Origin of the sequence: Janibacter hoylei PVAS-1, assembly GCF_004025845.1 — a bacterium.
In the GTDB taxonomy this organism is placed as follows: Bacteria; Actinomycetota; Actinomycetes; order Actinomycetales; family Dermatophilaceae; genus Janibacter; species Janibacter hoylei.
The window spans coordinates 293752-319535 of the sequence record NZ_PIPF01000007.1 but is presented as its reverse complement, the minus strand read 5'-3'; the positions used below and the strand labels follow the sequence as shown (position 1 = coordinate 319535).

Annotated in this window: 17 protein-coding genes and 1 pseudogene; 6 read left to right on the top strand and 12 right to left on the bottom strand. The window is 69.3% G+C overall.

The window, feature by feature from the left end:
• Window positions 1-10 precede the first annotated feature (10 nt).
• Both CWN80_RS08395 and CWN80_RS08390 read right to left on the bottom strand, forming a co-directional pair.
• Window positions 11-691, bottom strand: a complete 681-nt coding sequence (locus tag CWN80_RS08395; protein ID WP_007925466.1) for a potassium channel family protein — start codon at window positions 689-691, stop codon at window positions 11-13.
• A 3-nt stretch (window positions 692-694) separates the two neighbouring features.
• Window positions 695-1360: a potassium channel family protein gene (locus tag CWN80_RS08390; RefSeq protein WP_007925465.1), complete on the bottom strand. Its 666-nt coding sequence runs from the start codon at window positions 1358-1360 to the stop codon at window positions 695-697.
• Window positions 1361-1363: 3 nt separating this feature from the next.
• Here CWN80_RS08390 and CWN80_RS08385 point away from each other — a divergent pair, with 3 nt between their 5' ends.
• From CWN80_RS08385 to dxs, 5 genes are all read left to right on the top strand, one after another.
• On the top strand, window positions 1364-3409 hold the full coding sequence (locus CWN80_RS08385) for an APC family permease (RefSeq protein ID WP_051987857.1): 2046 nt from the start codon (window positions 1364-1366) through the stop codon (window positions 3407-3409).
• Window positions 3406-4704: a class I SAM-dependent RNA methyltransferase gene (locus CWN80_RS08380; protein WP_007925458.1), complete on the top strand. Its 1299-nt coding sequence runs from the start codon at window positions 3406-3408 to the stop codon at window positions 4702-4704. The genes CWN80_RS08385 and CWN80_RS08380 overlap by 4 nt, the downstream gene beginning before the upstream one ends.
• A 113-nt stretch (window positions 4705-4817) precedes the next feature.
• Window positions 4818-7619 (top strand): aconitate hydratase, encoded by a 2802-nt coding sequence (locus CWN80_RS08375; protein WP_007925456.1) that lies wholly within the window; start codon window positions 4818-4820, stop codon window positions 7617-7619.
• Window positions 7620-7757: 138 nt separating this feature from the next.
• Complete coding sequence (locus CWN80_RS08370) at window positions 7758-8201, top strand: hypothetical protein (protein ID WP_238148138.1); 444 nt, start codon at window positions 7758-7760, stop codon at window positions 8199-8201.
• Window positions 8202-8304: 103 nt separating this feature from the next.
• Window positions 8305-10167 carry a 1-deoxy-D-xylulose-5-phosphate synthase gene (gene dxs / locus CWN80_RS08365; protein ID WP_007925453.1) on the top strand — a complete coding sequence of 621 codons (1863 nt, stop codon included), beginning with the start codon at window positions 8305-8307 and terminating at the stop codon, window positions 10165-10167.
• Between the two features lie 89 nt (window positions 10168-10256).
• Here the strand turns inward: dxs and CWN80_RS08360 are convergent, their stop codons facing one another.
• The 9 genes and pseudogenes from CWN80_RS08360 to CWN80_RS08325 all read right to left on the bottom strand — a co-directional run bounded on the left by CWN80_RS08360 (window position 10257) and on the right by CWN80_RS08325 (window position 23724).
• Window positions 10257-11798, bottom strand: coding sequence for a helix-turn-helix domain-containing protein (locus CWN80_RS08360; protein WP_007925452.1), 1542 nt, complete (start codon window positions 11796-11798; stop codon window positions 10257-10259).
• 220 nt (window positions 11799-12018) lie between these two features.
• A complete protein-coding gene (locus CWN80_RS08355) occupies window positions 12019-14628 on the bottom strand; it encodes an excinuclease ABC subunit UvrA (protein ID WP_040880765.1) in 2610 nt (869 codons plus the stop codon).
• A 162-nt stretch (window positions 14629-14790) separates the two neighbouring features.
• Window positions 14791-15333, bottom strand: coding sequence for a DsbA family protein (locus CWN80_RS16150; RefSeq protein ID WP_238148151.1), 543 nt, complete (start codon window positions 15331-15333; stop codon window positions 14791-14793).
• 108 nt (window positions 15334-15441) lie between these two features.
• Window positions 15442-16544: pseudogene (gene nhaA, locus CWN80_RS16145) on the bottom strand (Na+/H+ antiporter NhaA); the annotation flags it as partial.
• 254 nt (window positions 16545-16798) lie between these two features.
• Window positions 16799-18067 carry a glucose-1-phosphate adenylyltransferase family protein gene (locus tag CWN80_RS08345; protein ID WP_083853632.1) on the bottom strand — a complete coding sequence of 423 codons (1269 nt, stop codon included), beginning with the start codon at window positions 18065-18067 and terminating at the stop codon, window positions 16799-16801.
• Between the two features lie 339 nt (window positions 18068-18406).
• A complete protein-coding gene (locus tag CWN80_RS08340) occupies window positions 18407-20479 on the bottom strand; it encodes a 3-hydroxyacyl-CoA dehydrogenase NAD-binding domain-containing protein (RefSeq protein WP_007925446.1) in 2073 nt (690 codons plus the stop codon).
• Between the two features lie 2 nt (window positions 20480-20481).
• Window positions 20482-21693 carry a thiolase family protein gene (locus tag CWN80_RS08335; protein WP_040880764.1) on the bottom strand — a complete coding sequence of 404 codons (1212 nt, stop codon included), beginning with the start codon at window positions 21691-21693 and terminating at the stop codon, window positions 20482-20484.
• 208 nt (window positions 21694-21901) lie between these two features.
• The gene (locus tag CWN80_RS08330) at window positions 21902-23146 is read right to left on the bottom strand and encodes an HRDC domain-containing protein (protein WP_128277120.1); all 1245 of its coding nucleotides are present in this window, start codon (window positions 23144-23146) and stop codon (window positions 21902-21904) included.
• Window positions 23143-23724 (bottom strand): DUF3000 domain-containing protein, encoded by a 582-nt coding sequence (locus CWN80_RS08325; RefSeq protein ID WP_007925433.1) that lies wholly within the window; start codon window positions 23722-23724, stop codon window positions 23143-23145. The genes CWN80_RS08330 and CWN80_RS08325 overlap by 4 nt, the downstream gene beginning before the upstream one ends.
• A 58-nt stretch (window positions 23725-23782) precedes the next feature.
• On the opposite strand from CWN80_RS08325, the gene hemE reads away from it, so the two are divergent.
• The gene (hemE, locus tag CWN80_RS08320) at window positions 23783-24850 is read left to right on the top strand and encodes a uroporphyrinogen decarboxylase (protein ID WP_007925431.1); all 1068 of its coding nucleotides are present in this window, start codon (window positions 23783-23785) and stop codon (window positions 24848-24850) included.
• On the opposite strand, the gene CWN80_RS08315 is transcribed toward hemE, so the two are convergent.
• Entirely contained in the window at window positions 24837-25751 is a 915-nt protein-coding gene (locus CWN80_RS08315) for a DUF4349 domain-containing protein (RefSeq protein ID WP_083853631.1), read from the bottom strand. The two genes, hemE and CWN80_RS08315, sit on opposite strands and share 14 nt — an antisense overlap.
• Between the last annotated feature and the right edge of the window lie 33 nt (window positions 25752-25784).

Below are 25784 nucleotides of genomic sequence, written 5' to 3'. Positions count from 1 at the left end.
CTTCGCTCCCTCAGGCGCGGCGGCGGGACCGCCCGCCGGGGCGCATCATCGCCTCGAGCTCGGGCTCGGCCTCCGCCGTCGTCAGCAGGAGCAGCTCGTCGTGCGCCTCGAGGGAGTCGTCCGGCGTCGGGCCGATGGGCCGGCCGTCGCGGATGATGCCGACGAGCAGGGTGTCGACGGGGAAGGTGATGTCGCCGACGCGCCGGCCGACGTTGGGGTTGTCCGCCGGCAGCGTGATCTCGGCCATGGAGGCATTGCCCTGCTGGAAGTCGAAGATCCGCACGAGGTCGCCGACGCTCACCGCCTCCTCGACGAGGGCGGTCATCAGTCGCGGCGTCGACACGGCGACGTCGACACCCCACGACTCGTCGAACATCCACTCGTTCTTGGGGTTGTTGACCCGGGCGACCGTGCGGGGGACGCCGAACTCGGTCTTGGCCAGGAGGGAGACGACGAGGTTGGCCTTGTCGTCGCCGGTGGCGCACACGACGACGTCGCTCGTGTGGATCTCCGCCTCCTGCAGCGTGGAGATCTCGCAGGCGTCGCCGGAGAGCCAGCTGGCCGCCTCGACCTTGGACACCCGTGACTCGTTGGCGTCCTTGTCGATGAGCAGGACGGAGTGCTCGTTCTGCAGCAGCTCCTGGGCGATGGACCGGCCGACGGACCCGGCCCCGACGATGACGACGCGCACGGCTCAGTCCTCCTGCGGGGGGTTGCCGTCGAGGATCCGCTCGACGTCGTGGACGCTCTCGCGACGGATGACGAGGTGCACGAGGTCGCCCTCCTGGTGGACGGTGTCGGGCCCCGGCAGGATGCCCTCGCCGAGCCGGGTGATGTAGGCGACACGGGCACCGGTCGCCTCCTCGATCGTCGACAGCCGGCGGCCGACCCACGCGGGGGAGACCTGGATCTCGGCGACGACCAGACGCCCGGAGGCGTCGGTCATCTCCGACGCCTGGCCCTGGGGGAGCATGCGGCGCAGCACCTGGTCGGCGGTCCAGCGGACGGTGGCGACGGTGGGGATGCCGAGGCGCTGGTAGACCTGCGCGCGGTCCGGGTCGTAGATGCGCGCGACGACGTGCTCGACGCCGAAGGTCTCGCGGGCGACCCGCGCCGCGAGGATGTTGGAGTTGTCGCCGCTCGAGACGGCGGCGAAGGCGTAGGCGCCCTCGATGCCGGCCTGCAGCAGCGTGTCCCGGTCGAAGCCGACACCGGCGACGCGACGGCCGCTGAACTCGCTGCCGAGGCGGCGGAAGGCGGCCGGGTCCTGGTCGACGACGGCGACGTCGTGCCCGATGCGCTCGAGCGAGCGTGCGAGCGAGGCACCGACGCGGCCGCAGCCCATGATGACGAAGTGCACGGCATGACGGTACCCCTCCGTGCGCGGGCCTACACTCGCGTGGTGTCTTCCGGACGACTCATCAAGCGCGTCCTCGTCGGCCGCGCGATGCGCAGCGATCATCTCGGCGAGACCCTGCTCCCCAAGAAGCTCGCTCTCCCCGTCTTTGCCAGCGACGCGCTCAGCTCCGTCGCCTACGCGCCCGACGAGATCCTGCTGACCCTCGGCCTCGCCGGTGGCGCCCTGGCGATGACCCACTCGTGGCCCGTGGCCCTCGGGGTCGTCGCCGTCATGGCCGTCGTCGTCGCGAGCTATCGACAAAACGTCCACGCCTACCCCTCTGGCGGAGGCGACTACGAGGTCGCGAGCACCAACCTCGGGCGCAAGGCGGGCCTGACCGTCGCGAGCGCGCTGCTCGTCGACTACGTGCTCACCGTGGCGGTCTCCATCTCGTCGGGAGTGCAGAACGCCGCCGCGGCGCTGCCGTGGATCCGCGGCCACGAGGTGTTCGCGGCCCTCGTGCTCATCGCCGCCCTCACCGGGATCAACCTGCGGGGTGTCCGGGAGTCGGGCAAGGCCTTCGCCATCCCGACCTACCTCTTCATGCTGTCGGTGATCGCCATGGGGCTCGTCGGGGTCGTGCGGCGCACGACCGGCACGTTGCCACAGGCGGAGAGCGGACCGCTGCAGCTGGCCCCCGAGCCGGGGATGGAGCAGCTCGGCACCCTGGCGATGGCCTTCCTCCTGCTGCGTGCCTTCTCGTCCGGGTGCGCGGCGCTCACGGGTGTCGAGGCGATCAGCAACGGCGTGCCCGCCTTCCGCAAGCCCAAGAGCACCAATGCCGCGACGACCCTGCTCCTCATGGGTGGCATCGCCATCACGATGCTCGTGTCGATGATCGCCTTGGCCTCGTGGACCGGGGTCAAGGTCGCCGAGGACCCCGCGACCCAGCTGCTGCGTGACGGTCAGCCCGTCGGCGAGGAATACGTCCAGCACACCGTCATGGCGCAGGTCGCCCAGTCGGTCTTCGACGGCTTCCCCGCCGGGGTCGTCATCGTCTCGATCGTCACGGGCCTGATCCTCGTGCTCGCGGCCAACACGGCCTTCAACGGCTTCCCGGTCCTCGGCTCGATCCTCGCCCGCGATGGCTACCTGCCGCGTCAGCTGCACACGCGCGGTGACCGGCTCGCCTTCAGCAACGGCATCCTCCTGCTCGCCGCCGCGGCGGGGCTGCTCATCGTCATCTACGACGCGCAGGTCACCAAGCTCATCCAGCTCTACATCGTCGGGGTCTTCGTCTCCTTCACGTTGAGCCAGATCGGCATGGTGCGGCACTGGAACAGGCACCTGGCTCTCGAGAAGGACCGCCGCGAGCAGCGGGCCATGATGCGGCGCCGGGCGATCAACGCCGTGGGCGCGGCGATGTCGGGCACCGTGCTCGTCGTCGTGGTCCTCACGAAGTTCACCCACGGCGCCGGCTTCGCCATGGCCGCCATGGCGGGGCTCTTCGTCCTCATGGGGGCGATCAGCCGGCACTACCGGCACGTGCGCGACGAGCTGTCGGTCGCCGAGGGCGACACCCAGCACCAGCTCCTCCCGTCGCGGGTCCACGCGATCGTCCTCGTCTCGACGATCCACCGGCCGACGCTCCGGGCGCTCGCCTACGCATCGGCCACCCGCCCTTCGCGCCTGGAGGCGGTGACCGTCGACGTCGACCACGACGCCACCCGCGCGCTGCAGGCGGAGTGGGACCGGCGAGCGATCCCGGTGCCGCTCAAGGCCCTGGACTCGCCCTACCGCGAGATCACCCGCCCGGTCGTCGAGTACGTGAAGTCGATCCGCTCGGGCAACCCGCGTGATCTCGTGGTCGTGTACATCCCGCAGTACGTGCTCGGCCACTGGTGGGAGCAGGCACTGCACAACCAGTCGGCGCTGCGGCTGCGCAGCCGACTGATCTTCACGCCGGGTGTCATGGTGTCCTCGGTGCCCTGGCAGCTGGCCAGCTCGGCGGGCGCCGAGGAACGCATGGACGGCCCGGTCGCGGGCGACGTACGACGAGGTGGATCATGACGGCACCGGCAGCTGACGACCTGACGACCGGCGACGAGGTCGAGGTGGAGGTCGGGGCGATCGCCCACGGTGGGCACTGCGTGGCCCGCTACGACGGTCGGGTCCTCTTCGTGCGGCACGGTCTGCCGGGGGAGCGGGTGCGTGCCCGGATCACCGAAGGGGGTCCCGGAGACCGCTTCCTGCGCGCCGACGCCGTCAGCGTGCTCGAGGCCTCGCCCCACCGGATCGCCCCTCGCTGCGCGGCGGCCGGCCCCGGCGGGTGCGGCGGCTGCGACTTCCAGCACGTCGCCACCGCGCACCAGCGCGAGCTCAAGGCCGCCGTGGTCGCCGAGCAGCTCCAGCGCCTCGCGGGCATCGAGCGCGAGGTCGTCGTCGAGCCGCTCGACGACGCCGACGGGCTGCGCTACCGCACTCGCGTGGAGTTTGCGGTGGTCGAGGGCCGCATCGGTCTGCGCCGGCACCGCAGCCACGACGTCGTGGAGGTCGACGGATGCCCGATCGCCGTCCCCGACGTCGACGAGGCCCTGCGCGAGACCCGCGCCGAGTCGGTCGGCGAGCTCGAGGGCATCCGCGCGATCGACGTCGTCGTGCCGTCCGGGGAGAGCGACACCGTCGTCGTCGAGGTGCCGCAGGAGGCGCCGACCCCGCCGATCGAGGTGACCGAGATCGTCCGCACGCCAGCGGGGGAGCGCTCGATGACCGTCGACGCCCGCGGCTTCTGGCAGGTCCACCGCGATGCTCCGCACGCCTTCGTCGCGGCGATGCTCGAGGCGGCCGACGTGCGGCCGGGGGAGCGCGTGCTCGACCTCTACAGCGGTGTGGGCCTGCTGTCGGTGCCGCTCGCCGATGCCGTCGGTGCCACCGGGCAGCTCATCGCCGTCGAGTCCGACCGCCGGGCGACCGAGCACCTGCGGGACAACCTCGCCGCCCACCCGTGGGCACTCGTCGTGCCCGGCCGCGTCGACGACCTGCTCGGCGTGCCGCGCCAGGGCCGGCGCCGCGGGCCGCGTCGTCCGGCGCGCTCGGACCTGCTGCCGCCGAGCGCGCACGTCGTCGTCCTCGACCCGCCCCGGACCGGGGCCGGCCGCGGCGTCGTCGCCGCGCTGACCTCCCTTCGCCCCCGCCGCCTCGTCTACGTCGCCTGCGACCCGGCGGCGCTCGCCCGGGACACCGCCTACCTCGGCGAGCTCGGCTACGAGCTGACCGCCCTGCGAGCCTTCGACGCCTTCCCGATGACGCACCACGTCGAGTGCGTGGCGACCTTCGAGCCGAAGGGGGAGGCCGCGACCTCGTGACACAGGGCGCCGCCGTGGGGAAGAGTGGCGGTGAGCGCGCCCGTGGGTCCGTGCCCGGGGCGCTGTGATAGTTTTATCTTGACGTCAAGATAACTACGACAGAGGAGTCGACTGTGGCCAGCTCGAACACCTTCAACGCCAAGGACACGCTCACCGTCGGTGACGAGTCCTACGAGATCTACCGGATCGACAAGGTCGAGGGCTCGAAGAACCTGCCCTACAGCCTCAAGGTCCTGCTGGAGAACCAGCTGCGCACCGAGGACGGCGAAAACGTCACCGCCGACCACATCAACGCGCTCGGCTCCTGGGACGAGAACGCCCAGCCCGACACCGAGATCCAGTTCACGCCCGCCCGCGTGATCATGCAGGACTTCACCGGCGTCCCCTGCGTCGTCGACCTCGCCACGATGCGTGAGGCCGTCGCCGAGCTCGGCGGCGACCCGACGAAGATCAACCCGCTCGCCCCGGCCGAGCTCGTCATCGACCACTCGGTCCAGATCGACGCCTTCGGCACCGCGGACGCCTTCGCGCGCAACGTCGACTTCGAGTACGAGCGCAACAACGAGCGCTACCAGTTCCTGCGCTGGGGCCAGACGGCCTTCGACGACTTCAAGGTCGTCCCCCCGGGCACCGGCATCGTCCACCAGGTCAACATCGAGCACCTGGCCCGCGTCACGATGACCCGCGACGGCGTCGCCTACCCCGACACCTGCGTCGGCACCGACTCGCACACGACGATGGAAAACGGCCTAGGTGTCCTGGGCTGGGGCGTCGGCGGCATCGAGGCCGAGGCGGCCATGCTCGGCCAGCCGGTCTCCATGCTCATCCCGCGCGTCGTCGGCTTCAAGCTCTCCGGCTCGATCCCGGCCGGTGCCACCGCGACCGACGTCGTCCTGACGATCACCGAGATGCTGCGCGACCACGGCGTCGTCGGCAAGTTCGTCGAGTTCTACGGTGAGGGCGTCGCCCAGGTGCCGCTGGCCAACCGCGCGACCATCGGCAACATGAGCCCCGAGTTCGGCTCGACCGCCGCGATGTTCCCCATCGACGACGTCACCCTCGACTACCTGCGCCTCACCGGCCGCTCCGAGCAGCAGGTCTCGCTCGTCGAGGCCTACGCCAAGACGCAGGGCATGTGGCTCGACCCGGCTGTCGAGCCCCGCTTCTCCGAGTACCTCGAGCTCGACCTGTCGACGGTCGTCCCCTCGATCGCCGGCCCGAAGCGCCCGCAGGACCGCATCGAGGTCAGCAAGGCCAAGGAGCAGTTCCGTGGCGACCTGAAGAACTACGTCGTCGACGGCAACGGCATCGAGAAGTCCTCGGTCGACACCGAGCTCGCCAGCACCTTCCCGGCCTCCGACGCCCCGAGCCACGACGCGCTCGAGGCGTCCGAGAGCGCCGGCCGCCCCTCGCACTCCGAGCCGCGCAACAACGGTGACCGGGCCTCCAACCCGGCGAAGGCCGTCATCGACGGCGCCGAGGTCGAGATCGACCACGGCCACGTCGTCATCGCCTCGATCACCAGCTGCACCAACACGTCAAACCCGTCGGTCATGATGGCCGCCGCGATGCTCGCCAAGAACGCGGTCGAGCGCGGCCTGCAGGTCAAGCCGTGGGTCAAGACGTCGATGGCGCCCGGCTCCAAGGTCGTCACCGAGTACTACGAGAAGGCCGGCATGTGGCCCTACCTCGAGAAGCTCGGCTACCACCTCGTCGGCTACGGCTGCACGACCTGCATCGGCAACTCCGGCCCGATCATCGAGGAGGTCTCGCAGGCGGTCAACGCCAACGACCTCGCCGTCACCTCGGTCCTGTCCGGCAACCGCAACTTCGAGGGGCGCATCAACCCCGACGTGAAGATGAACTACCTCGCGTCGCCGCCGCTCGTCATCGCCTACGCGCTCGCCGGCACGATGGACTTCGACTTCGAGACCGAGGCCCTCGGCCAGGACGCCGACGGCAACGACGTCTTCCTCAAGGACATCTGGCCCAACCCGGCCGACGTGCAGAGCACGATCGACACCGCGGTCACGCAGGAGATGTTCACCGAGAAGTACGCGGACGTCTTCGCCGGTGACGAGCGCTGGACCTCGCTCGAGACCCCCGAGGGCAACACCTTCGAGTGGGCCGACGAGTCGACCTACGTGCGCAAGCCCCCGTACTTCGAGGGCATGAAGATGGACCTCGACGCAGTCGAGGACATCTCCGGTGCGCGCGTCCTGGCCAAGCTCGGCGACTCGGTCACGACCGACCACATCAGCCCGGCCGGTGCGATCAAGGCCGACAGCCCGGCGGGTGTCTACCTCGCCGAGCACGGCGTCGAGCGCAAGGACTTCAACTCGTACGGCTCGCGCCGTGGCAACCACGAGGTGATGATCCGCGGCACCTTCGCCAACATCCGGCTGAAGAACCAGCTGCTCGACGGCGTCGAGGGTGGCTTCACCCGCGACTTCCTCGGCGACGGCAGCCAGACGACGATCTTCGAGGCCTCGGAGAAGTACATCGAGGCCGGCGTCCCGCTCGTCGTCCTCGCGGGCAAGGAGTACGGCTCCGGCTCGTCGCGTGACTGGGCGGCCAAGGGCACGCGCCTGCTCGGCGTCCGCGCCGTCATCGCGCAGTCCTACGAGCGCATCCACCGCTCCAACCTCATCGGCATGGGCGTCATCCCGCTCCAGTTCCCCGAGGGGCAGAGCGCCGACTCGCTCGGCCTGGACGGCACCGAGACCTTCGACATCGCGGGCATCACCGAGCTCAACAACGGCTCGACGCCCAAGACGGTCAAGGTCACGGCGACCAAGGACGGCGGGGAGGCCGTTGAGTTCGACGCGGTCGTGCGCATCGACACCCCCGGCGAGGCGGACTACTACCGCAACGGCGGCATCCTGCAGTACGTGCTGCGGTCGCTCGTCGGCTGACCGGAGCCGTCGAGGAAGGGGGCCCTCCACCATCCGGTGGACGGCCCCCTTCGTCGTGTCGTCCCCATCTCTCCCGTATTTCCCTAGGGAAATACGGGAGGTGGTGGGCCGTCGCCGCTGCGACGTACACTCGAACACATGTTCGACCAGACCTCGCGTCCGCCGGTGCGGACGGCGCTGCCCGGGTCGCCGGGGGCGCGGACCGCTGCGGCGGGGGCGAAGGGGGGACCCCCTGGGTGGCCGGACCGCGTGCCACCACCCGCGGTGCGGGGGTGGCAGCCAGCGGCGGTCTCGTGGCTGCTCGACCTGTGCCCGCCCGACTACCGCGGGCATGCGGTGCTGCGTCGGCACCCGGCCGCGCTGGCCTGGCTCGCCGACCTGCACGTCGCGGCGCAGGTCGACGCGATGCGGCAGGCATACCGGACGGTGCGCGTCGACCTGGCGGAGTCGCTGCCCGACGGTACGATCGACGCCCTGCTCGTGGCGCTCGAGCACGAGGGCCTGCGGCTGCGGTCCGCGCAGCGGAGCATCCTGCTCATCCGGGAGGCGCTCGACGGGAGCGTCTTCGTCGACCGGCTGTGACCCCCTTCGTCCGACGTGGTGACAGGCTGGGCAGGTCACAGCCACTTCCCAGTGCTGCGGACGTAGACTCGTGCGGTCCCCGACCCTTGGAAGGAAGCCCAGCGTGGCAGTCCTCGAGACGATCACCTCACCCGCCGACCTCAAGCGCCTGCCCGCAGAGCAGCTCGAGACCCTCGCGGAGGAGATCCGAGCCTTCCTCGTCGCCGAGGTCTCCCGCAGCGGCGGACACCTCGGGCCCAACCTCGGGGTCGTCGAGCTGACGATCGCGCTGCACCGCGTCTTCGACAGCCCGAGTGACACGGTCGTCTTCGACACCGGCCACCAGTCCTACGTGCACAAGCTGCTCACCGGGCGACATGACTTCAGCGCGCTGCGCACCCGAGGCGGCCTCTCCGGGTACCCGAGCCGCGCCGAGTCCGAGCACGACGTCGTCGAAAACAGCCACGCGTCAACCTCCCTGTCGTGGGCCGAGGGCATCGCCAAGGGCTACCGCCTGCGCGGCGAGGAGCGGCACGCGGTCGCCGTCATCGGCGACGGCGCCCTGACCGGCGGCATGGCCTGGGAGGCGCTCAACAACATCGCCGCCGACAAGGACCTGCCTCTCGTCATCATCGTCAACGACAACGAGCGCTCCTACGCGCCGACGATCGGCGGGCTCGCCGACCACCTCGCGATGCTGCGCACCAACCGTCAGTACGAGCAGGTGCTCGACTGGGGCAAGGACAAGCTCAACCGCACGCCCGTCGTCGGTCGGGCCGCCTACCAGGCCTTCCACTCGATGAAGAAGGGCGCCAAGGACTTCTGGGCCCCGCAGGGGATGTTCGAGGACCTCGGCATCAAGTACCTCGGACCGGTCGACGGGCACGACGAGGCGAGCGTCGAGCAGGCGCTGCGCCGGGCCAAGGCCTTCGGCGGACCCGTGCTCGTGCACGTCATCACCCAGAAGGGGCGAGGCTACGACCACGCGAGCAACGACGTGGCCGACCAGTTCCACGCCGTCGGCAAGATCAACCCCGAGACCGGCCTGCCCCTGGAGATCTCCGGGCGCTCCTGGACCGACGAGTTCGGCGACGAGATGCTCGCGCTCGGCCGGGAGCGGCCCGAGGTCGTCGCGATCACCGCGGCGATGATGATGCCCGTGGGCCTGCAGCCCTTCGCCGACGCGCACCCCGAGCGGATCTTCGACGTCGGCATCGCCGAGCAGCACGCGACGACGATGGCCGCCGGGCTCGCCTTCGCCGGCATGCACCCGGTCGTGGCGATCTACGCGACCTTCCTCAACCGTGCCTTCGACCAGCTGCTCATGGACTGCGCCATGCACAAGGCAGGCGTGACCTTCGTCCTCGACCGCTCCGGCGTGACCGGCCCCGACGGCGCCAGCCACCACGGCATGTGGGACATGTCGCTCGCGAGCATCGTGCCCGGCCTGCGCCTGGCCGCACCCCGCGACGGGCAGCAGATCAGGGTCGCCCTGCGCGAGGCCGTCGACGTCGAGGACGGCCCGACGGTCATCCGGTTCCCTAAGGGCAGCGTCGCCGACCCGCTCGAAGCCGTCGCGACGGTCGGCGGGCTCGACGTCCTCGCCGGCGACCCGGCGGTCGATCCCGAGGTGCTCGTCGTCTCGGTCGGCTCGATGGCCGGCACGGCGACGACGGTCGCCGAAAAGCTTGCGGCAGAAGGCCACTCGACTCTGGTCGTCGACCCCCGCTGGGTGCTGCCGGTGCCCGCGGCCCTCGTCGAGCTCGCCGGTCGCAGCGGCCGGGTCGCCGTCATCGAGGACAACAACGTCTCCGGCGGCGTCGGTGCGGAAGTCGCCCGTGTCCTCGACGAGACCGGGGTCACCGCCCCGGTGCACCGCTTCGGCCTGCCCAAGGAGTTCCTCGCCCACGCCTCGCGGGCCCAGGTGCTCGAGAGCGTCGGGCTGACTCCCGAGCCGATCGTCGAGCGACTGCGCGCGCACCTCTGACGGGCTCACCGCGATCTCCTCGGGCGTTGTGACGAAGGGAGGGCCCCACCGGTGATCCTGTGGGGCCCTCCCTTCGTGCGCTCGGGTCGTCAGCCGATGTCGCGGAAGGGCTGCACGCTCGCGCCCAGCGCGTTGAGGCGCTCGGCGAGGTCCTCGTAGCCGCGGTGGATGACGTAGACGTTGCGCAGGTACGAGGTGCCCGGCGCGGCGAGCATCGCGAGCAGCACGACGACGCCAGGGCGCAGCGCCGGCGGGCAGGTGACCTCGTTTGCCCGCCACCGGTTGGGGCCCTCGACGAGCACGCGGTGCGGGTCCATGAGCGTCACCTTGCCGCCGATCTTGTTGAGCTCGGTCAGGTAGATGGCGCGGTTGTCGTAGACCCAGTCGTGGATCGTCGTCGTGCCCTCGGCGCAGGCGGCGATGAGCGCGAAGAAGGGCAGGTTGTCGATGTTGAGCCCGGGGAAGGGCATCGGGTGGATCTTGTCGATCGGCGCCTTGAGCGGCCCGGGGTGGGTCGTGATGTCGACCAGACGGGTGCGGCCGTTGTCCGCGAGGTACTCCTGGGACAACGAGTACCGCATACCCATGCCGGCGAGGGTGGCCAGCTCGATCTCGAGGAATTCGATGGGGGAGCGGCGGATGGTGATCTCCGACTTGGTGACGACGGCAGCCGCGATGAGACTCATCGCCTCGATCGGGTCCTCGCTCGGCGAGTACTCGACGTCGACGTCGATCTCGGTCAGGCCGGTGACCTCGAGGGTCGTCGTGCCGATGCCCTTGACCTGGACCCCGAGCTTTTCGAGGAAGAAGCACAGGTCCTGGACCATGTAGTTGGGGGAGGCATTGCGGATGATGGTCCGGCCCGGGTGGCGGGCTGCGGCCATGAGCGCGTTTTCGGTGACGGTGTCGCCGCGCTCGGTGAGGATGATCGAGCGGTCGGACGAGTCCTGGTCGGTGACCTTGGCCTCGTACCAACCCTGCGTCGCGGTGACGTCGAGACCGAAGTGGGTCAACGAGGTCATGTGCGGCTCGACGGTGCGCGTGCCGAGATCGCAGCCACCGGCGTAGGGCAGCCGGAAGCTGTCGAACTCGTGGAGCAGCGGGCCGAGGAACATGATGACCGTGCGCGTGCGGCGGGCGGCCTCCTCATCCATGCCGTCGAGGTTGATCCGCTCCGGGGGCACGATCTCCAGGTCGGCGCTGCCGGGCAGCCAGCGGGTCTTGACGCCGATGGAGTCGAGCACCTCGAGGATCCGGTTGACCTCCTCGATGCGCGCGAGGTTGCGCAGGGTGGTCGTGCCCTTGTTGAGCAGCGAGGCGCACAGCAGCGCGACGGCGGCGTTCTTGCTCGTCTTGACGTCGATGGCGCCGGAGAGCGTGCGACCGCCCTCGATCTTCAGGTGGACAGCGCCGCTGCTCGAGGTGCGGGTGAGCGCGACGAGCTCGGTGTCGAGCGCCTCGCTGATGCGCGCGAGGTTGTCGAGGGTGAGGTTCTGCCCCCCGGCCTCGATGCGCGCGACGGCGCTCTGGCTCGTCTCGAGTTTGGTGGCGAGGTCGGCTTGGGACAGGCCTGCGCGGTGACGCGCCTCCTTGATCGTCGTGCCGATTCGGGCGAGGTAGTCATCAGACATACCAACCACCGTAACCCATATATGAGATAGGTGCCGTCCGTCGTCGTCCTCGCGTGTCGCCGGTCAGCGCGATCGCCGCCTTCGCCTGCTGCGGATCCCGTCGTCCTGGCATGGGATGCCGGGATCGTTGGGGTCCTTCCCGACTCACCTCACACCACCACTTCGTCGCCACCGACGTCACGACAGACCGGAGGGAGATGTCATCACACGCGCAGCTGCCTCAGGCAACGACGGTGTCCACCCTCGAGACGGCCGCAGCCTCTTCGAGCGCAGTGGCCAGATAACGTGCTGAAGCGCTCGTGGACGAACCGGCGACCTCCGCTGGAGTGCCGGCCGCGACGACCTGTCCGCCGTCGCCCCCAGCACCGGGCCCGAGATCGATGACGTGATCGGACTGTGCGATGACTCGCATGTCGAGCTCGACCATGACCACGGTGTTCCCGGCGTCCACGAGTGATTGCAGGTGAGCTACGAGCCGGTCGGTATCGGCGCAGTGCAATCCGGAAGTTGGTTCATCGAGGACGTAGAGAGTGTCGCCGCTTTGAGCCCGCTGCAGCTCGCTGCCCAGCTTGACTCGCTGGGCCTCGCCACCAGAGAGCTCGGTTGCGGATTGGCCGAGACGTAGGTATCCGAGTCCGACATCGAGGAGCGCGGTCAGGGAGCGCATGATGTCGACTTCTCCCTCGAAGAATTCGTGGGCATCCTCAACGCTCAAAGCGAGGATCTCCGCGATGTTTCGTCCGCGCCAGAGGATCTCGAGAGTGCTCGACTGGTAGCGGGTGCCATGACATTCCGGGCATTCCGTGTACACGGAAGGGAGAAAGAGCAACTCAACCATGACTGATCCCTCTCCCTCGCAGGTGGGGCAACGGCCGCCGGCGACGTTGAATGAGAATCTCCCGGGTTTGTAGCCGCGTGCACGAGATTCCGGGGTCTCGGCGAATCGGCGTCGTACGTGGTCAAACAGGCCGGTGTAGGTTGCGACGTTCGACCGAGGTGTGCGCCCGATCGGTTTCTGGTCGATGGTTACCACCCGGCGCACTCCAGTGAGGTCACCCGCGACAGAACCCTCGAGCTCCTGGGGGCCATCGGAAAGCAGCATGTCATCGCCGTCGGGCACTGGCTCATCAGTTGTGACGGGGCGTCCGAGATGCTCGCTGACCAGGGTCGGGAGAACTTGGCTGACGAGACTGGATTTGCCTGACCCCGACACACCTGTGACTGCTGTGAGTGCACCCAACGGGATCTTGACGGAGATGCTCCGCAGGTTGTTGCGCGAGATCTTCTCGAGACGCAACCACCCGTGTGGCTTCCTTGGCTCATGCAGGGGGAGCCCGTTGCCGCCGAAGAGGTAGTCTCGGGTGGCGGATTCCTCGACGTCAGCCAGTCCTTCGGTCGGGCCGCTGTAGATGACACGCCCTCCTCGTTCACCTGCGGCGGGCCCGATGTCCACAAGCCAATCCGCACGCCGCATCACGTCGACGGAGTGCTCGACGATGAAGAGGCTGTTACCGCGCTTCTTGAGCCCCTGAAGGACGTCCAACAGCGCACTGACATCTTGCGGATGGAGCCCGGCGGAAGGTTCGTCCAACACGTAGACGACGCCGAAAAGTTCGGAAGTCAGCTGGGTTGCCAGTCGCAGACGCTGAAGTTCTCCGCCTGAGAGGGTCGGGGACGTGCGATCCAACGACAGGTAGCCCAGGCCGAGATCAATGATCGGAAGGATCCGATCGACGAGTCCGGTCCCCAAGCGGACGGTTGCGGCCAGTTTTTCGACCGCCCCACCCGACGAGCGAGACTCGTCACCGGCACCGTCAGTTGCGCTTTCTGCCGCGACGACTGCGGCTTCGATGACAGACAAGAGTTCATGCAAGGGCAGCTGTGAGAACTGGGCGATGTCGAGCTGCTCAAATGTCACCGATAGCGCTTCCGGCTTCAAACGTTTGCCATGGCATGCGGGGCACGGGACCGATGTGAGGAACTGAGCAACACGGCGTTTCATCGACGTGCTCTTCGTATTCGCGAATGTGTCAAGCACATAGCGACGCGCTCCTACGAAGGTTCCGGAATAGCTGGGCTCGATTCCGGCGTCCATGGCTTCACGCGCTTCAGCAAGGGTGAGTCGTGAGTGGACGGGAACGTAAGGCGTTTCATCCGTGTAGAGGATCCAGTCGCGGTCTTTCTTCGGGAGGTCCTTCCATGGCACGTCGACGTCGTAACCAAGCCCGACGAGGACGTCTCTCAGTTGGTGCCCATGCCACGCCGTGGGGTACGAGGCGATGGCGCGCTCTCGGATCGTCAGGGTCGGATCGGGGACCATCGTGTCCTCTGGCACGTCGTAGACCCGACCGATTCCGTGGCATTCCGGGCAAGCACCCTCGACAGTATTGGTCGAAAAGTCCTCTGCATAGAGCATCGGCTGCCCATCCGGATATGTACCCGCGCGGGAGTACAGCATGCGAACCAGGCTGGAGAGTGTCGTGATGCTTCCGACCGTTGACCGGGTGCTGCGCCCGCCGTGTTGTTGCTGCAATGCCACGGCGGGCGGCATTCCGGTGATGGAGTCCACCTCGGGGACTCCCGCCTGGTCGATGAGGCGCCTGGCATACGGTGCAACCGATTCCAGATAACGTCGCTGGGACTCCGCATATAGCGTGCCGAAAGCCAGCGAGGACTTGCCCGAGCCAGAGACGCCAGTGAACACCACCATGGCGTCACGCGGTATTGACAGGTCGATGTTTTTGAGGTTGTGCTCGCGGGCGCCGCGCACTCGAACGTCCGGTTGAATGAAGGCTGAGTTTTCATCAGTCTGCGTGGAGGGCGGGGTCATGAACCAACGCTATCCCGACTGCAGGCACGTCACGACCGGAAACCGCAGACTGGCAGCCGGGCCAGCGTCGTACCTGCGACGCCTTCCGACTGACCTCTGGCAACCACGTCGCGGCCGCCGAGGTCGCGAGAGAGCGAGTCAGCGGTGTCGTCCCGATCCATCTCAGACAGAGGCCACCTGGGTTCGTGTGCCGCGCCTGCTGGACTCGAGTGCCGCAGTCAACGTCCGGGCGTCATAGTCGCCCAGCAAGCGGCGACCTTCGACGAAGAAGGTTGGAGTGGCGTGGGCTCCGCTGTCCTGGGCGCTCACGAGATCGCGGTTGACTCGTTCTGCGACAGCCTCGCTGTCCATGTCCTGTACGAAGCGATCGACGTCCAGTCCGAGTTCGTCCGCGTAACCAATAAGGTGCTCTCGCTCGAGCGCGTCCTGATGGGTGAATACGAAGTCGAGCCACCGCCAGAACTCGCCCTGGTTCGCGGCTGCTTCAGATGCTTTTGCAGCCAGCGGCCCATGTGGGTGGTGGGGAAGATGCCGCACGACGTAACGAAGATCGTCACCGAACTGCCCCCTCAGATCTTCCCAGGAGCCAGTGGCGTGTGCACAGTACTCGCACTCGAAGTCGATGTATTCGACCAGCGTCAGCTTGGCGTCCTCCGGGCCGCGGATGTGGTCAACTTCGGGGTCGACTGCGGGGTCGAGCACCATGGGGAGATCTGCACTTTCCTCGCCCCACCGCTGAGCGGCGATCTTGAATATCAACCAGCCCAGGGCGACGGCGAGCACCAGGGACACCAGCACCCCAAGCGTCGCCTGTCGCCCGAGGTCGGTTGTCGAGCCGAAAGCAAGTCCGATGATGAGCAGAGAGACGGTGAACCCGATGCCTGAAAGTGCTGCACCGCCGAAGACGCTGCCCATACCCACTCCTTCCGGGAGTCGACCAAGGCCCATCCTGACCGCGAGGAGAGTGGCAACGCCAATTCCGACAAGCTTGCCGATTACGAGGCCAGCAATGACCCCCAGGTCACGGATGATCCGAAGGAATCTGCCAGGAGTCCACCCCTGAGGTCGACGCCGGCATTGGCGAGAGCGAAGATCGGCACGACAAGCAGTGCAGTGGGGCGGCGAAGGACTTCATGCATTCTCTCGTTCACCGAGATCCCCCGCGCCAGGCCACGGCTGACACTGCGCGCCGACGCGGCGCTGGGCGACTGCCAGAAGTCACGGAAGAACTGGCGGGCGGCAACTACCTCGTGGCGCCGCGTGGGGTAAGCGGGGATCAGTAGACCGGCGAGCATGCCGGCGAGTGAGGCGTGCACCCCAGAAGAGACGGTGGCGAACCACATGACAATCACAAGGATCACATAAGGTGCGGCATTCCACTGCCGTGAGCGGCCGAGTCCCCACAAGCCTATGAGGCAGGCGAGAGCGATCGACAAGGGGACAAGCTTGATCTGATCGCTATAGACAATTCCAATGATCGATACCGCTAGGAAGTCATCGACCACTGTCAGGGTGAGGAGAAAAACACGCAACTGGCCAGACAGCCGTGGACCCACTATGGCGAGTGCGCCCAGCATGAATGCTGTATCGGTGCCGACGACAGCACCCCATCCGCCAAGTCCGCTACCGCCGGACACGCTGACGACAAGCACGTAGACCAGAGCCGGAAGAGCGACACCTGCAACTCCAGCCATCACAGCGAGTTCAGCACGGCTGCGATCCCGTAAAGACCCGTGCGCGAACTCCTGTCGAACCTCCAATCCGACAACAAAAAAGAAGATCACCATCAGGCCGTCGTTGATCCAATGGTGCAGATTCATATGCATGCCGGCGGGACCGACATCGAAACCGACTTCCTGATGCCACAGTTCGAAATAGCTTTCAGACAACGGCGAGTTCGCCCAGACGAGCGCCATGACGGTCACGAGCGCCAGAAACATCGCCGATCCGGACTCCGTCCGTAAAGTGCGTGCAATGTGACCGGGACCTAGGCGACCTGCTGCCGGTTTTTGCATCCGGGGAGTCTACCTAGAGCCGCCCCGTGAACCCTTCACTGCTCGCGTGAGCACAGGCTTCACGAAGAGTCCCAGGGTCCGCGCACGGGCCAGTGACGACACCTGCCCTACGGCTGAGTCCACGACTCAGGAACGCCGAAGGAGTGGGGGCTCGTTCAGCTCGCAGTGGTGCCGGGCTCGAGGCGGGCTCCAGGCTCGAGGACGACCCCCTTCGCCACGTGCGACTCACGACCGACGAGCACGACGGCGGAGTCCGAGGGCGGCCAGCGCTTCGGCTGGGCCCCGACCTGCGCGTCCTCGCCGACCCGGCACGAGTCGTCGACGACCGAGGCGAAGACCTGTGCACCGGACGCGACCCGCACCCGGTGCATGAGCACCGAGTCCTCGACGACCGCACCCGCCTCGACGACGCAGCCCGGTCCGACGACGCTGCGGCGCACGGTGCCGTGCACGTGCGACCCGGGGCTGATCATCGAGTCCTCGACGACGCTGCCCGCGTGGATCATCGGCGGCGGCATCTCCGGCGACCGGGTGAGGATCGGCCACGCCGGGTCGTCGAAGACGTCGACTCGTGCGCGCAGCAGCTCGCGGTGCGCGGCGAGGTAGGCGGAGGGGCGGCCGAGGTCGCGCCAGTAGCCCGTGAGCGCGTACGCGTGGGTCTTCCCTCCCTCCACAAGCCGCGGGAGCAGGCGGTCGGGGAAGTCGCCGATCCCCTCCGTGAGCCCGGGGTCGGCCTGCGCCCGTTCGTGCCGGATCGCGTCGAGCGTGCGCAGCAACACCTGGACGTCGTAGACGAAGATCTCGGCGGCGATCGTCCCGTGTGGCGGGGCCGTGGGCTTGTCGGTCAGCCCCTGCACGACGCCGTCCCGGCCGACGTCGACGACCGTCTTGTGCTTGGCCTGCGCGAGCGGCACCTCCACGGTGACGATCGTGGCCTCGGACCCGCGCTCGAGGTGCTGGGCGACGACGGCCCGCATGTCGAGGCGGTAGACCTGGTCGGCGCTCGTCACGACGACGACCTCGGCGCCCGCCTCACGCAGCTGGGCACCGATCTTCAGCAGGTCGTCGGCGTTGCCGGTGCTGAAGCCCTCGGACCCGCTGGCCTGCCCTTCCTCCGGCACGAGCCGCCGGTAGCCGCCGCGGGTGCGGTCGAGGTCCCAGGGCCGCCCACCGGCGAGGTGGCGGTCGAGCGAGGACGCCTCGTACTGCACCGAGACCCACACGTCAGGGATGCCGCTGTTGCCGAAGTTGCTCAGTGCGAAGTCGACGAGCTGGTAGCTGCCGGCGAAGGGGAGGGCGGGCTTGGCGCGCTCACGCGTGAGGACGTCCATCCGGGAGCCCTGACCGCCCGCCTGGACGACCCCGACGATCTTCGGGATGCGGGAGAGGGGGACGACGCTCGACATACCCGGATCCGCACTCATCTCATGACGTCCCCTCGTGACAGCGTCTAGGTCGAGATGCCCATCTGGACCTCATCACCACATCCCATGACAGCGTAAGCATCGCACGGCTTGAACTGTGCCTGGACCGCGTCGGGGGTCGGCCTGGTCGTTCACCGCGTGCAGCAACCCCTCGACCCGGACGGCGCGGCGTCGCTGGTCACCGTCAGGCCCCTCGGCCCTTCGTCACGTCGAACGACCGTGGTCCTCGCAACTCCTTAGACGCAGGAGTTGCGAGGACCACGAGAAGCGAAGGTCGTCGTCGGGACCTCCCCTTCGACATGCCGGAAGCCGGTCAGGCCTCGTCATGCTGCCAACGCATCAGGCCGGGACGCTGGCCACACCCTTCGGCAGGAAGCGCTGCCCGGTGACCTTCTCCGAGACGCCCTCACGGTCCAGGAGCGGCGTGAGGCCACCGTTCCAGAACTGGAAGCCGGCGCCGGTGATCATCGCGAGGTCGATGTCCATCGGGGCTTGTGCGACACCGTCGTCGAGCATCGTGCGCACCTCCTCGGCGAGGACGCCGAGGACCCGCTCGCGGACCTGCTGGGCGGTGAGCTCGACCGGCGACTCGGGGGCGGTGAGCAGTTCGGCCACACCCTCGTCGTCGTAGGAGCGCTTGCCGGCCTCGACGAGCGCCTTGAGGTTGGGCGAGACGTAGAAGCGCTCGCCGAGCTCACGGTGCAGCGTCTCGCTGTTGTGCAGCGCGATCGCCGGGCCGACGAGCCCGACGAGGACCAGCGGCGGCATCGGGGCCAGGCCCGCGATGCCCTCGTTTGCGACCTCGACCGGAGTGCCCTCGTCGACGATCTTGGAGAACTCGCCCATGAAGCGGCCGAGCAGTCGGTTGGCGATGAAGGAGGGGCTGTCCTTGACGAGGATGCAGGTCTTCTTCAGGCCCTTGCCGGTGGCGAAGGCCGTCGCGAGCGCCGCGTCGTCCGTCCGCTCGCCCGGGATGATCTCGAGCAGCGGCATGACGGCCACCGGGTTGAAGAAGTGGAAGCCCACGACCCGCTCCGGGTGCTCCAGGTCTGACGCCATCTCGGTGATCGACAGCGACGAGGTGTTGGAGGCGAGCACGCACTCGGGCGTGACGACCTGCTCGACCTCGGCCCAGACCTTCTTCTTGACGCCCAGCTCCTCGAAGACGGCCTCGATGACGAAGTCCGCGTCGGCGAAGCCCTCCTTGCTCGTGGAGCCGGTGATGAGGGCCTTGAGCTGGTTGGCCTTGTCCTGCGTGATCTTGCCCTTGGCGAGGGACTTGTCGATCTCGCCGTGGACGTAGGCGACGCCCTTGTCCACGCGCTCCTGGTCGAGGTCGGTCATGATGACCGGCACCTTGAGCGAGCGGATGAAGAGCATCGCCAGCTGGCTGGCCATGAGACCGGCGCCGACGATGCCGACCTTGCCGACCGGGCGGGCCAGCGACTTGTCGGGGGCACCCGCCGGTCGCTTCGCGCGCTTCTGCACGAGGTCGAAGGAGTACAGGCCGGCGCGCAGCTCGTCACCCATGAGGAGGTCAGCCAAGGCCTCGTCCTCGGCGGCGAAGGCGGCGTCGCGCTCAGCGGTGCGCGCGGCCGTGACGAGCTCGATGGCCCGGTAGGGCGAAGGGGACTTCCCCGCGGTCTTCGCGTCGGCCAGCTGCGTGGCGGCCGCGGCGGCGGCCTCCCAGACGGCGGCGTCGTCGCTCACCGGCTCGCGCTCGACCTTCGTCTCGCCGGTGAGGACTCCAGCCGCCCAGATGATCGACTGCTCGAGGAAGTCGGCCCCGTCGAGGAGCGCGTCGGCGAGGCCGAGCTTCGCCGCGGCCGGGCCGTTCAGCATCCGGTTGGTGTTGAGCGGGTTCTCGACGATGACCTTGAGGGCCTTCTCCGGGCCGACGAGGCGGGGGAGCAGGTAGCAGCCGCCCCAGCCGGGCACGAGACCGAGGAAGACCTCGGGCAGCGCGATGGCCGGCACGGCCTTGCTCATCGTGCGGTAGTCGCAGGCCAGCGACAGCTCGACGCCGCCGCCCATCGCCGCGCCGTTGACGAAGGCGAAGGTCGGCACCGGCAGGTCCATGACCGCCGCGTAGGCGGCGTGGCCGGCGCGGGCGATCTCGAGGGCCTGCTCACGGGAGGCGACGCCCGGGACGCCGGAGAGGTCGGCGCCGACGGCGAAGATGAAGGGCTTGCCCGTGACGGCGACGGCGACGATCTCGCCGGCCTCCGCGCGCTGCTGCAGCGTCTCGACGGCGGCGCTCAGACCGGCCATGCCCTCGAGGCCGAAGGTGTTGGGCTTGGTGTGGTCGTGGCCGTTGTCCAGCGTGATGAGGGCCAGCGTGCCGCCGTCGGCGGGGAGCTGGACGTCCTGGACGAGGGCGCGGGTGACGACCTCGGGCTTGGGCTCGCTCATGCTCAGTTCTCCTTGCCGTAGTCGGCGTGGTGCGGGTTTTCCCAGATGACGGCGCCACCCATGCCGATGCCGATGCACATGGCGGTCATGCCGTAGCGGACGCTCGGGTCCTCGGCGAACTGGCGGGCCAGCTGGGTCATCAGACGCACGCCGGAGGAGGCCAGCGGGTGGCCGGTCGCGATGGCACCGCCGTAGCGGTTGACCTTGTCGGAGTCGTCGGCGATGCCGAAGTGCTCGAGGAAGGCGAGCACCTGCACGGCGAAGGCCTCGTTGAGCTCGAAGAGGTCGATGTCGTCGATGGTCAGGCCGGCCTTGGCCAGGGCCTTCTCGGCGGCGGGGACCGGGCCGTAACCCATGACCTCCGGCTCGACGCCGACGAAGGCGAACTCGACCAGGCGCATGCCGACGGGCAGACCGAGCTCGTGCGCGGTCTCCTCGGCCGCGAGGATGCAGGCCGTCGCGCCGTCGTTGAGGCCGGCCGCATTGCCGGCGGTGACGTTGCCGTGCGGGCGGAAGGGGGTCTTCAGGCCCTTGAGGGACTCGAGCGTCGTCTGCGGGCGCGGCGGCTCGTCGGCGGTGGCCAGCCCCCAGCCCTTGTCGGCGTGACGGGTGGCGGTCGGGACGAGGTCGGGCTGGATCTTGCCGTCCTCGTAGGCCTGGGCGAGCTTGCGCTGGCTGTTGACCGCGAACTCGTCCGAGCGCTCCTTGGTGAGCGTCGGGTAGCGGTCGTGCAGGTTTTCGGCCGTCTTGCCCATGACGAGCGCGGAGGGGTCGACGAGCTTTTCGGCGACGACGCGCGGGTTGGGGTCGACGCCCTCACCCATGGGGTGACGGCCCATGTGCTCGACGCCACCGGCGACGGCGACGTCGATGGAGCCGAAGGAGATGGCGCCGGCGATGTTGGTGACCGCGGTCATCGCGCCGGCGCACATGCGGTCGACGGAGTAGCCGGGGGTGGTGTTGGGCAGGCCCGAGAGGAGCGAGGCCATGCGGCCCAGGGTCAGTCCCTGGTCGCCGATCTGGGTCGTCGCGGCGATGGCGACCTCTTCGACCCGCTCCGGCGGCAGCTCGGGGTGGCGGCGCATGAGCTCGCGGATGCAGTTGATGACCAGGTCGTCGGCGCGGGTCTGGGCGTACATGCCCTTCTCCCCGGCCTTGCCGAACGGCGTGCGAACGCCGTCGACGAAGACGACCTCACGTGAAGTGCGGGGCACGGTGGGCCTCTCTGTCGTGGTGCAGGAGCAGCCGGGTGGTTCCACCCGACACCTCTGAGGCTACTAAGCGCTTGCTCACCTGCGACAGATGCGCCTCGCGTGACCCCGCCCACGTTCCCCGTCCGGCCCGCTCCCTGAGGAGGCCGCCTGCGGCCGTCTCGCCCATCCGCTCTCTGAGGAGGCCGCCTGCGGCCGTCTCGAAGGGAGGTCAGGCGTCGGGGTGGGCGGCGAAGGCGTCGGCGAGCATCGGGGCGACGATCTCGCGCTGCCAGGGGCGCACGCCGTGCTCGGCGAGGGCCGCGGCGAAGGCCTCGGGGGTGCGCTCGGCGGGCGGGGACCACACGGCCCGGCGCAGGGGGTCGGGGGAGCAGACGTTTTCGATGGGGATGGTGTGCTCGGCGGCGAAGTCGCCGAGGGCCTCCCGGGTCTGCGTCAGCCGCTCGGCCGCGAGGGGGTCACGGTTGGCCCAGGACCGCTGGGGCGGGGGACCGTCCGAGCGGACCGACGCAGGCGGCAGCTCCGCGTCGGGGAGCGTGCGGGCGCGGGCGACCGCGTCGAGCCAGGCGCGCTGGTTGCGCTGGATCGCCCGGTGGCCGCGGGGCAGGTCACCCGGTCCGCTCGGGTTGGCCTGGGCGATCTCGACGAGTGCGGTGTCGGGGATGACCCGGCCGGGCGAGGTGTCGCGGTCGCGAGCGATCCGGTCCCGCTCGTACCAGAGCTCACGCACCGTCGCGAGGACCCGCGGCTGGCGGATCTTGTGCAGGCCGGAGGTGCGTCGCCACGGGTCCTCCTTGACCGCGGGGCGCCACGACAGCAGCGCCTCGAACTCCTGCCGAGCCCACTCGCTCTTGTCCTGCGCGGCCAGGTCGATGCCCATGAGGTTGCGCACCTCGGTGAGCACCTCCACGTCGAGCGCGGCGTAGCGCAGCCACGGCTCGGGCAGCGGCCGGGTGGACCAGTCGACGGCCGAGTGCTCCTTGGCCAGGCTGATGCCGAGGTAGTGCTCGATCACGGCGGCGAGGCCGACGCGAGGCAGGCCGAGCAGCCGTGCCGCGAGCTCGGTGTCGAAGATCTGCCGGGGTCGCAGCCCGAGGTCGCCGAGGCAGGGCAGGTCCTGCGTCGCGGCGTGGAGGATCCACTCGCCGGTGCCGATGGCCCGGTCGAGGGGGGTGAGGTCGGGCAGGCCCACGGGGTCGATGAGCCACGTGCCCGCGCCCTCGCGGCGCACCTGCACGAGGTAGGCGGCCTGGCCGTAGCGGTAGCCCGAGGCCCGTTCGGCGTCGAGCGCCACCGGGCCGTACCCCTCGGCGATGGCTGCCGCGCAGGCGTCGAGCTCGGACTCCTCGGTGATGACGGCGGGCACGCCGTCCGCGGGCTCGCGCAGGACGGGCAGGGGAGCGGGCTCCTCCGCGGTCGGTGCGCTCTCGGTGTCGTCCGGTGGTGTGCTGCTCAACGGCGCCGCCCCGGCAGGGCCACGACCCCCGAGGGGAGGGGCGGCAGACCACCCACGGTGCCGAGCATGTCGACCCAGGCCTCGAGGTGGACCCCGACGGCCGGGCCGGCGGGCGTCCACGACGCGCGGATCTCCATGTCGACGTCCGGCTCACGGTCGTCGAGGTCGCCGAAGGACTCCGACACCACGCGCGTGACCGTCCCGGCGAGGTTGATCGGCTCGATGCCGTGCGACTCGAGCGCATCGGTCAGCCACGACCAGCCGACGGCACCGAGCATCGGGTCGCTCGCCACCTCGGCCTCGAGCTCGGCGCGGGCGAAGGTCACGACCCGCCAGGCGCCGGACCACGGCTCGGGCTCCGAGGGGTCGTGCAGCAGGACGAAGCGACCCGTGGCGATGTCCTCGTCGTCGCTCGGGTCGACGATGTCGGCCGTCATCGCGACGGAGTGCGGGGCGAGTCGGGAGGGAGCGGGGACCTCGGTCAGCCGCACCTCGGGGCGCAGGCGCGCCTCGTGCAGGCTGCGCAGGGCGTGCGCGAAGTCCGCAGACTGCGCCTCGGAGAACTCTCGGGTGGCCACCCAGCGAGAGTAGGTGCGTGCGGGTGATATGCGCGGGAGGGCACGCCGAAGCCGGCCGATGCTCCCGTGGGAGGATGCGGCCGTGACGAACTCCGCCGACCCCTCCCACAGTCCTCTCGTCCGCGCCGCGCGCGGTGAGTCCGTGCCGCACACCCCCGTGTGGTTCATGCGGCAGGCCGGCCGCTCCCTCCCTGAGTACCGCGAGATCCGTCGTGGCACGGACATGCTCGAGGCCTGTCGCACGCCGGACCTCGTCACCGAGATCACCCTGCAGCCGGTGCGTCGTCACCGCGTCGACGGCGCCATCTTCTTCTCCGACATCGTCGTGCCGCTCCAGGCGGCCGGGGTCGACATCGACATCGAGCCTGGGGTGGGCCCGGTGCTCGACGAGTCCTTCGCCTCCCGCGAGGACCTCGAGCGCATCCCCGTGCTGACGCCAGACATGATCCCCGACATCGCCGAGTCGGTCCGGCGGATCGTCCTCGAGCTCGGGGGCACGCCCCTCATCGGCTTCGCCGGTGCCCCCTTCACCCTCGCGTCCTACCTCATCGAAGGGGGTCCCAGCCGCAACCACGAGCTCACCAAGTCGCTCATGCACGGCGACCCCGAGCTGTGGCACGACCTGTGCACCCGCCTGTCGCAGATCTCCGCGGCCTTCCTCAAGGTGCAGGTGGAGGCGGGGGCGAGCGCGATCCAGCTCTTCGACAGCTGGGCCGGCTTCCTCTCGCGCGCCGACTACCGCGAGTACGTCCTGCCGCACAGCCGCGCGACGCTCGGCGCGCTCGCCGACGCCGGGGTCCCGCGCATCCACTTCGGGGTCGGTACGGGCGAGCTGCTCACCGACATGGCCGGTGCGGGCACCGAGGTCATCGGCGTCGACTACCGCGTCAACCTCGGTGACGCCATCGCCCGTGTCGGTGGCGACCAGCCCGTCCAGGGCAACCTCGACCCGGCGTTGCTCTTCGCCCCGTGGGAGGTCGTCGAGCGCGAGGTGCGGCGCATCCTCGACGAGGGACGCGCCGCACCCGGCCACATCTTCAACCTCGGCCACGGGGTCCTGCCCGACACGGACCCGGTCGTCCTGACCCGCGTCGTCGAGCTGGTCCACGAGGTCAGCTCCCGGTAGCCGCCCTCGCGGTCCGGCGCCGGCGGCGCAGCCACCAGCCGAGCGGTGCCAGCACCACGGCGAGCACGACGGCGAAGGGAGTGACCGCGCCCAGCACCGTCAGCGCCACCGTCATCGAGTCGGTGAAGGCACCCCAGCCCGCCTTGAGCCCGGCCACGAAACCGGTCGCGTCCTCGGGCTCGTCGTCGGCCTCGGGGCGCTCGGTCGACAGGCTGACCGTGATGGGGGCGGTGGCCGTGCGCTTCTCGAGGGCCTTCTGCTGACTCGTCATCGACTCCAGATCGGCCTCGCGGGTCGCGAGCTCGTCCTCGAGGGTGACGATCTGGTCGAGGTCCTCGGTGCTGTCGATGAGCTTGCGCAGGCGCTCGACGGCCTTGGTCTTGGTCTTCACCCGCGCGGCGGTGTCGGTGTACTGGGCCGTGAGGTCCTCGGCGCTGCTGCTGCGCTTGGTGACCTCCCCGATCTCCGACAGGTCGGTGGTCGTGGAGTCCAGCTTCGTCACGGGGACCGTCACGGTGATCTCGGCCCACGCGCGACCGCCGGGGTAGGTGGCGGTGCGGGAGTCCTCGGAGGAGACGTAGCCGTCGGCCGTGCGTGCCGCCGAGCGCACCTGGGCGGAGGCCTTGTCGATGTCGTCGACGGTGATGGAGAGGTTGACGGTCCGGGCGACCTTGGCATCGGTGGGCGCCTGGCTGCCGCTCGAGTCCGTGCTGCTGTCGTCGGAGTCCTGCCGGGCCGAGCCCGGCTCGGCGCTGCCCCCGGCGGACTGCTCGGAGGCAGCGGTCGTCGACTGCGTCTGCGGCGCGTGGTCGCTGCTCGTGCGGTCCCCGCCGCTGCACCCGGCGAGGGCCACCCCGCTGGCCGCGAGCAGTGCCGCCCACCTCATGTGCGTCCTGGTCATGGTCCTTACTCCCTGCTCTGCGCCGGGCCCCTC

Excerpts from the sequence above, each read along its gene's own strand:
- CWN80_RS08385 (WP_051987857.1), top strand. The coding sequence starts at position 1,364 with ATGACGGTACCCCTCCGTGCGCGGGCCTACACTCGCGTGGTGTCTTCC.
- CWN80_RS08380 (WP_007925458.1), top strand. The coding sequence starts at position 3,406 with ATGACGGCACCGGCAGCTGACGACCTGACGACCGGCGACGAGGTCGAG.
- CWN80_RS08370 (WP_238148138.1), top strand. The coding sequence starts at position 7,758 with ATGTTCGACCAGACCTCGCGTCCGCCGGTGCGGACGGCGCTGCCCGGG.
- CWN80_RS08360 (WP_007925452.1), bottom strand. The coding sequence starts at position 11,798 with ATGTCTGATGACTACCTCGCCCGAATCGGCACGACGATCAAGGAGGCG.
- CWN80_RS08355 (WP_040880765.1), bottom strand. The coding sequence starts at position 14,628 with ATGACCCCGCCCTCCACGCAGACTGATGAAAACTCAGCCTTCATTCAA.
- CWN80_RS16150 (WP_238148151.1), bottom strand. The coding sequence starts at position 15,333 with ATGGTGCTCGACCCCGCAGTCGACCCCGAAGTTGACCACATCCGCGGC.
- CWN80_RS08345 (WP_083853632.1), bottom strand. The coding sequence starts at position 18,067 with ATGAGTGCGGATCCGGGTATGTCGAGCGTCGTCCCCCTCTCCCGCATC.
- CWN80_RS08340 (WP_007925446.1), bottom strand. The coding sequence starts at position 20,479 with ATGAGCGAGCCCAAGCCCGAGGTCGTCACCCGCGCCCTCGTCCAGGAC.
- hemE (WP_007925431.1), top strand. The coding sequence starts at position 23,783 with ATGCTCCCGTGGGAGGATGCGGCCGTGACGAACTCCGCCGACCCCTCC.
- CWN80_RS08315 (WP_083853631.1), bottom strand. The coding sequence starts at position 25,751 with ATGACCAGGACGCACATGAGGTGGGCGGCACTGCTCGCGGCCAGCGGG.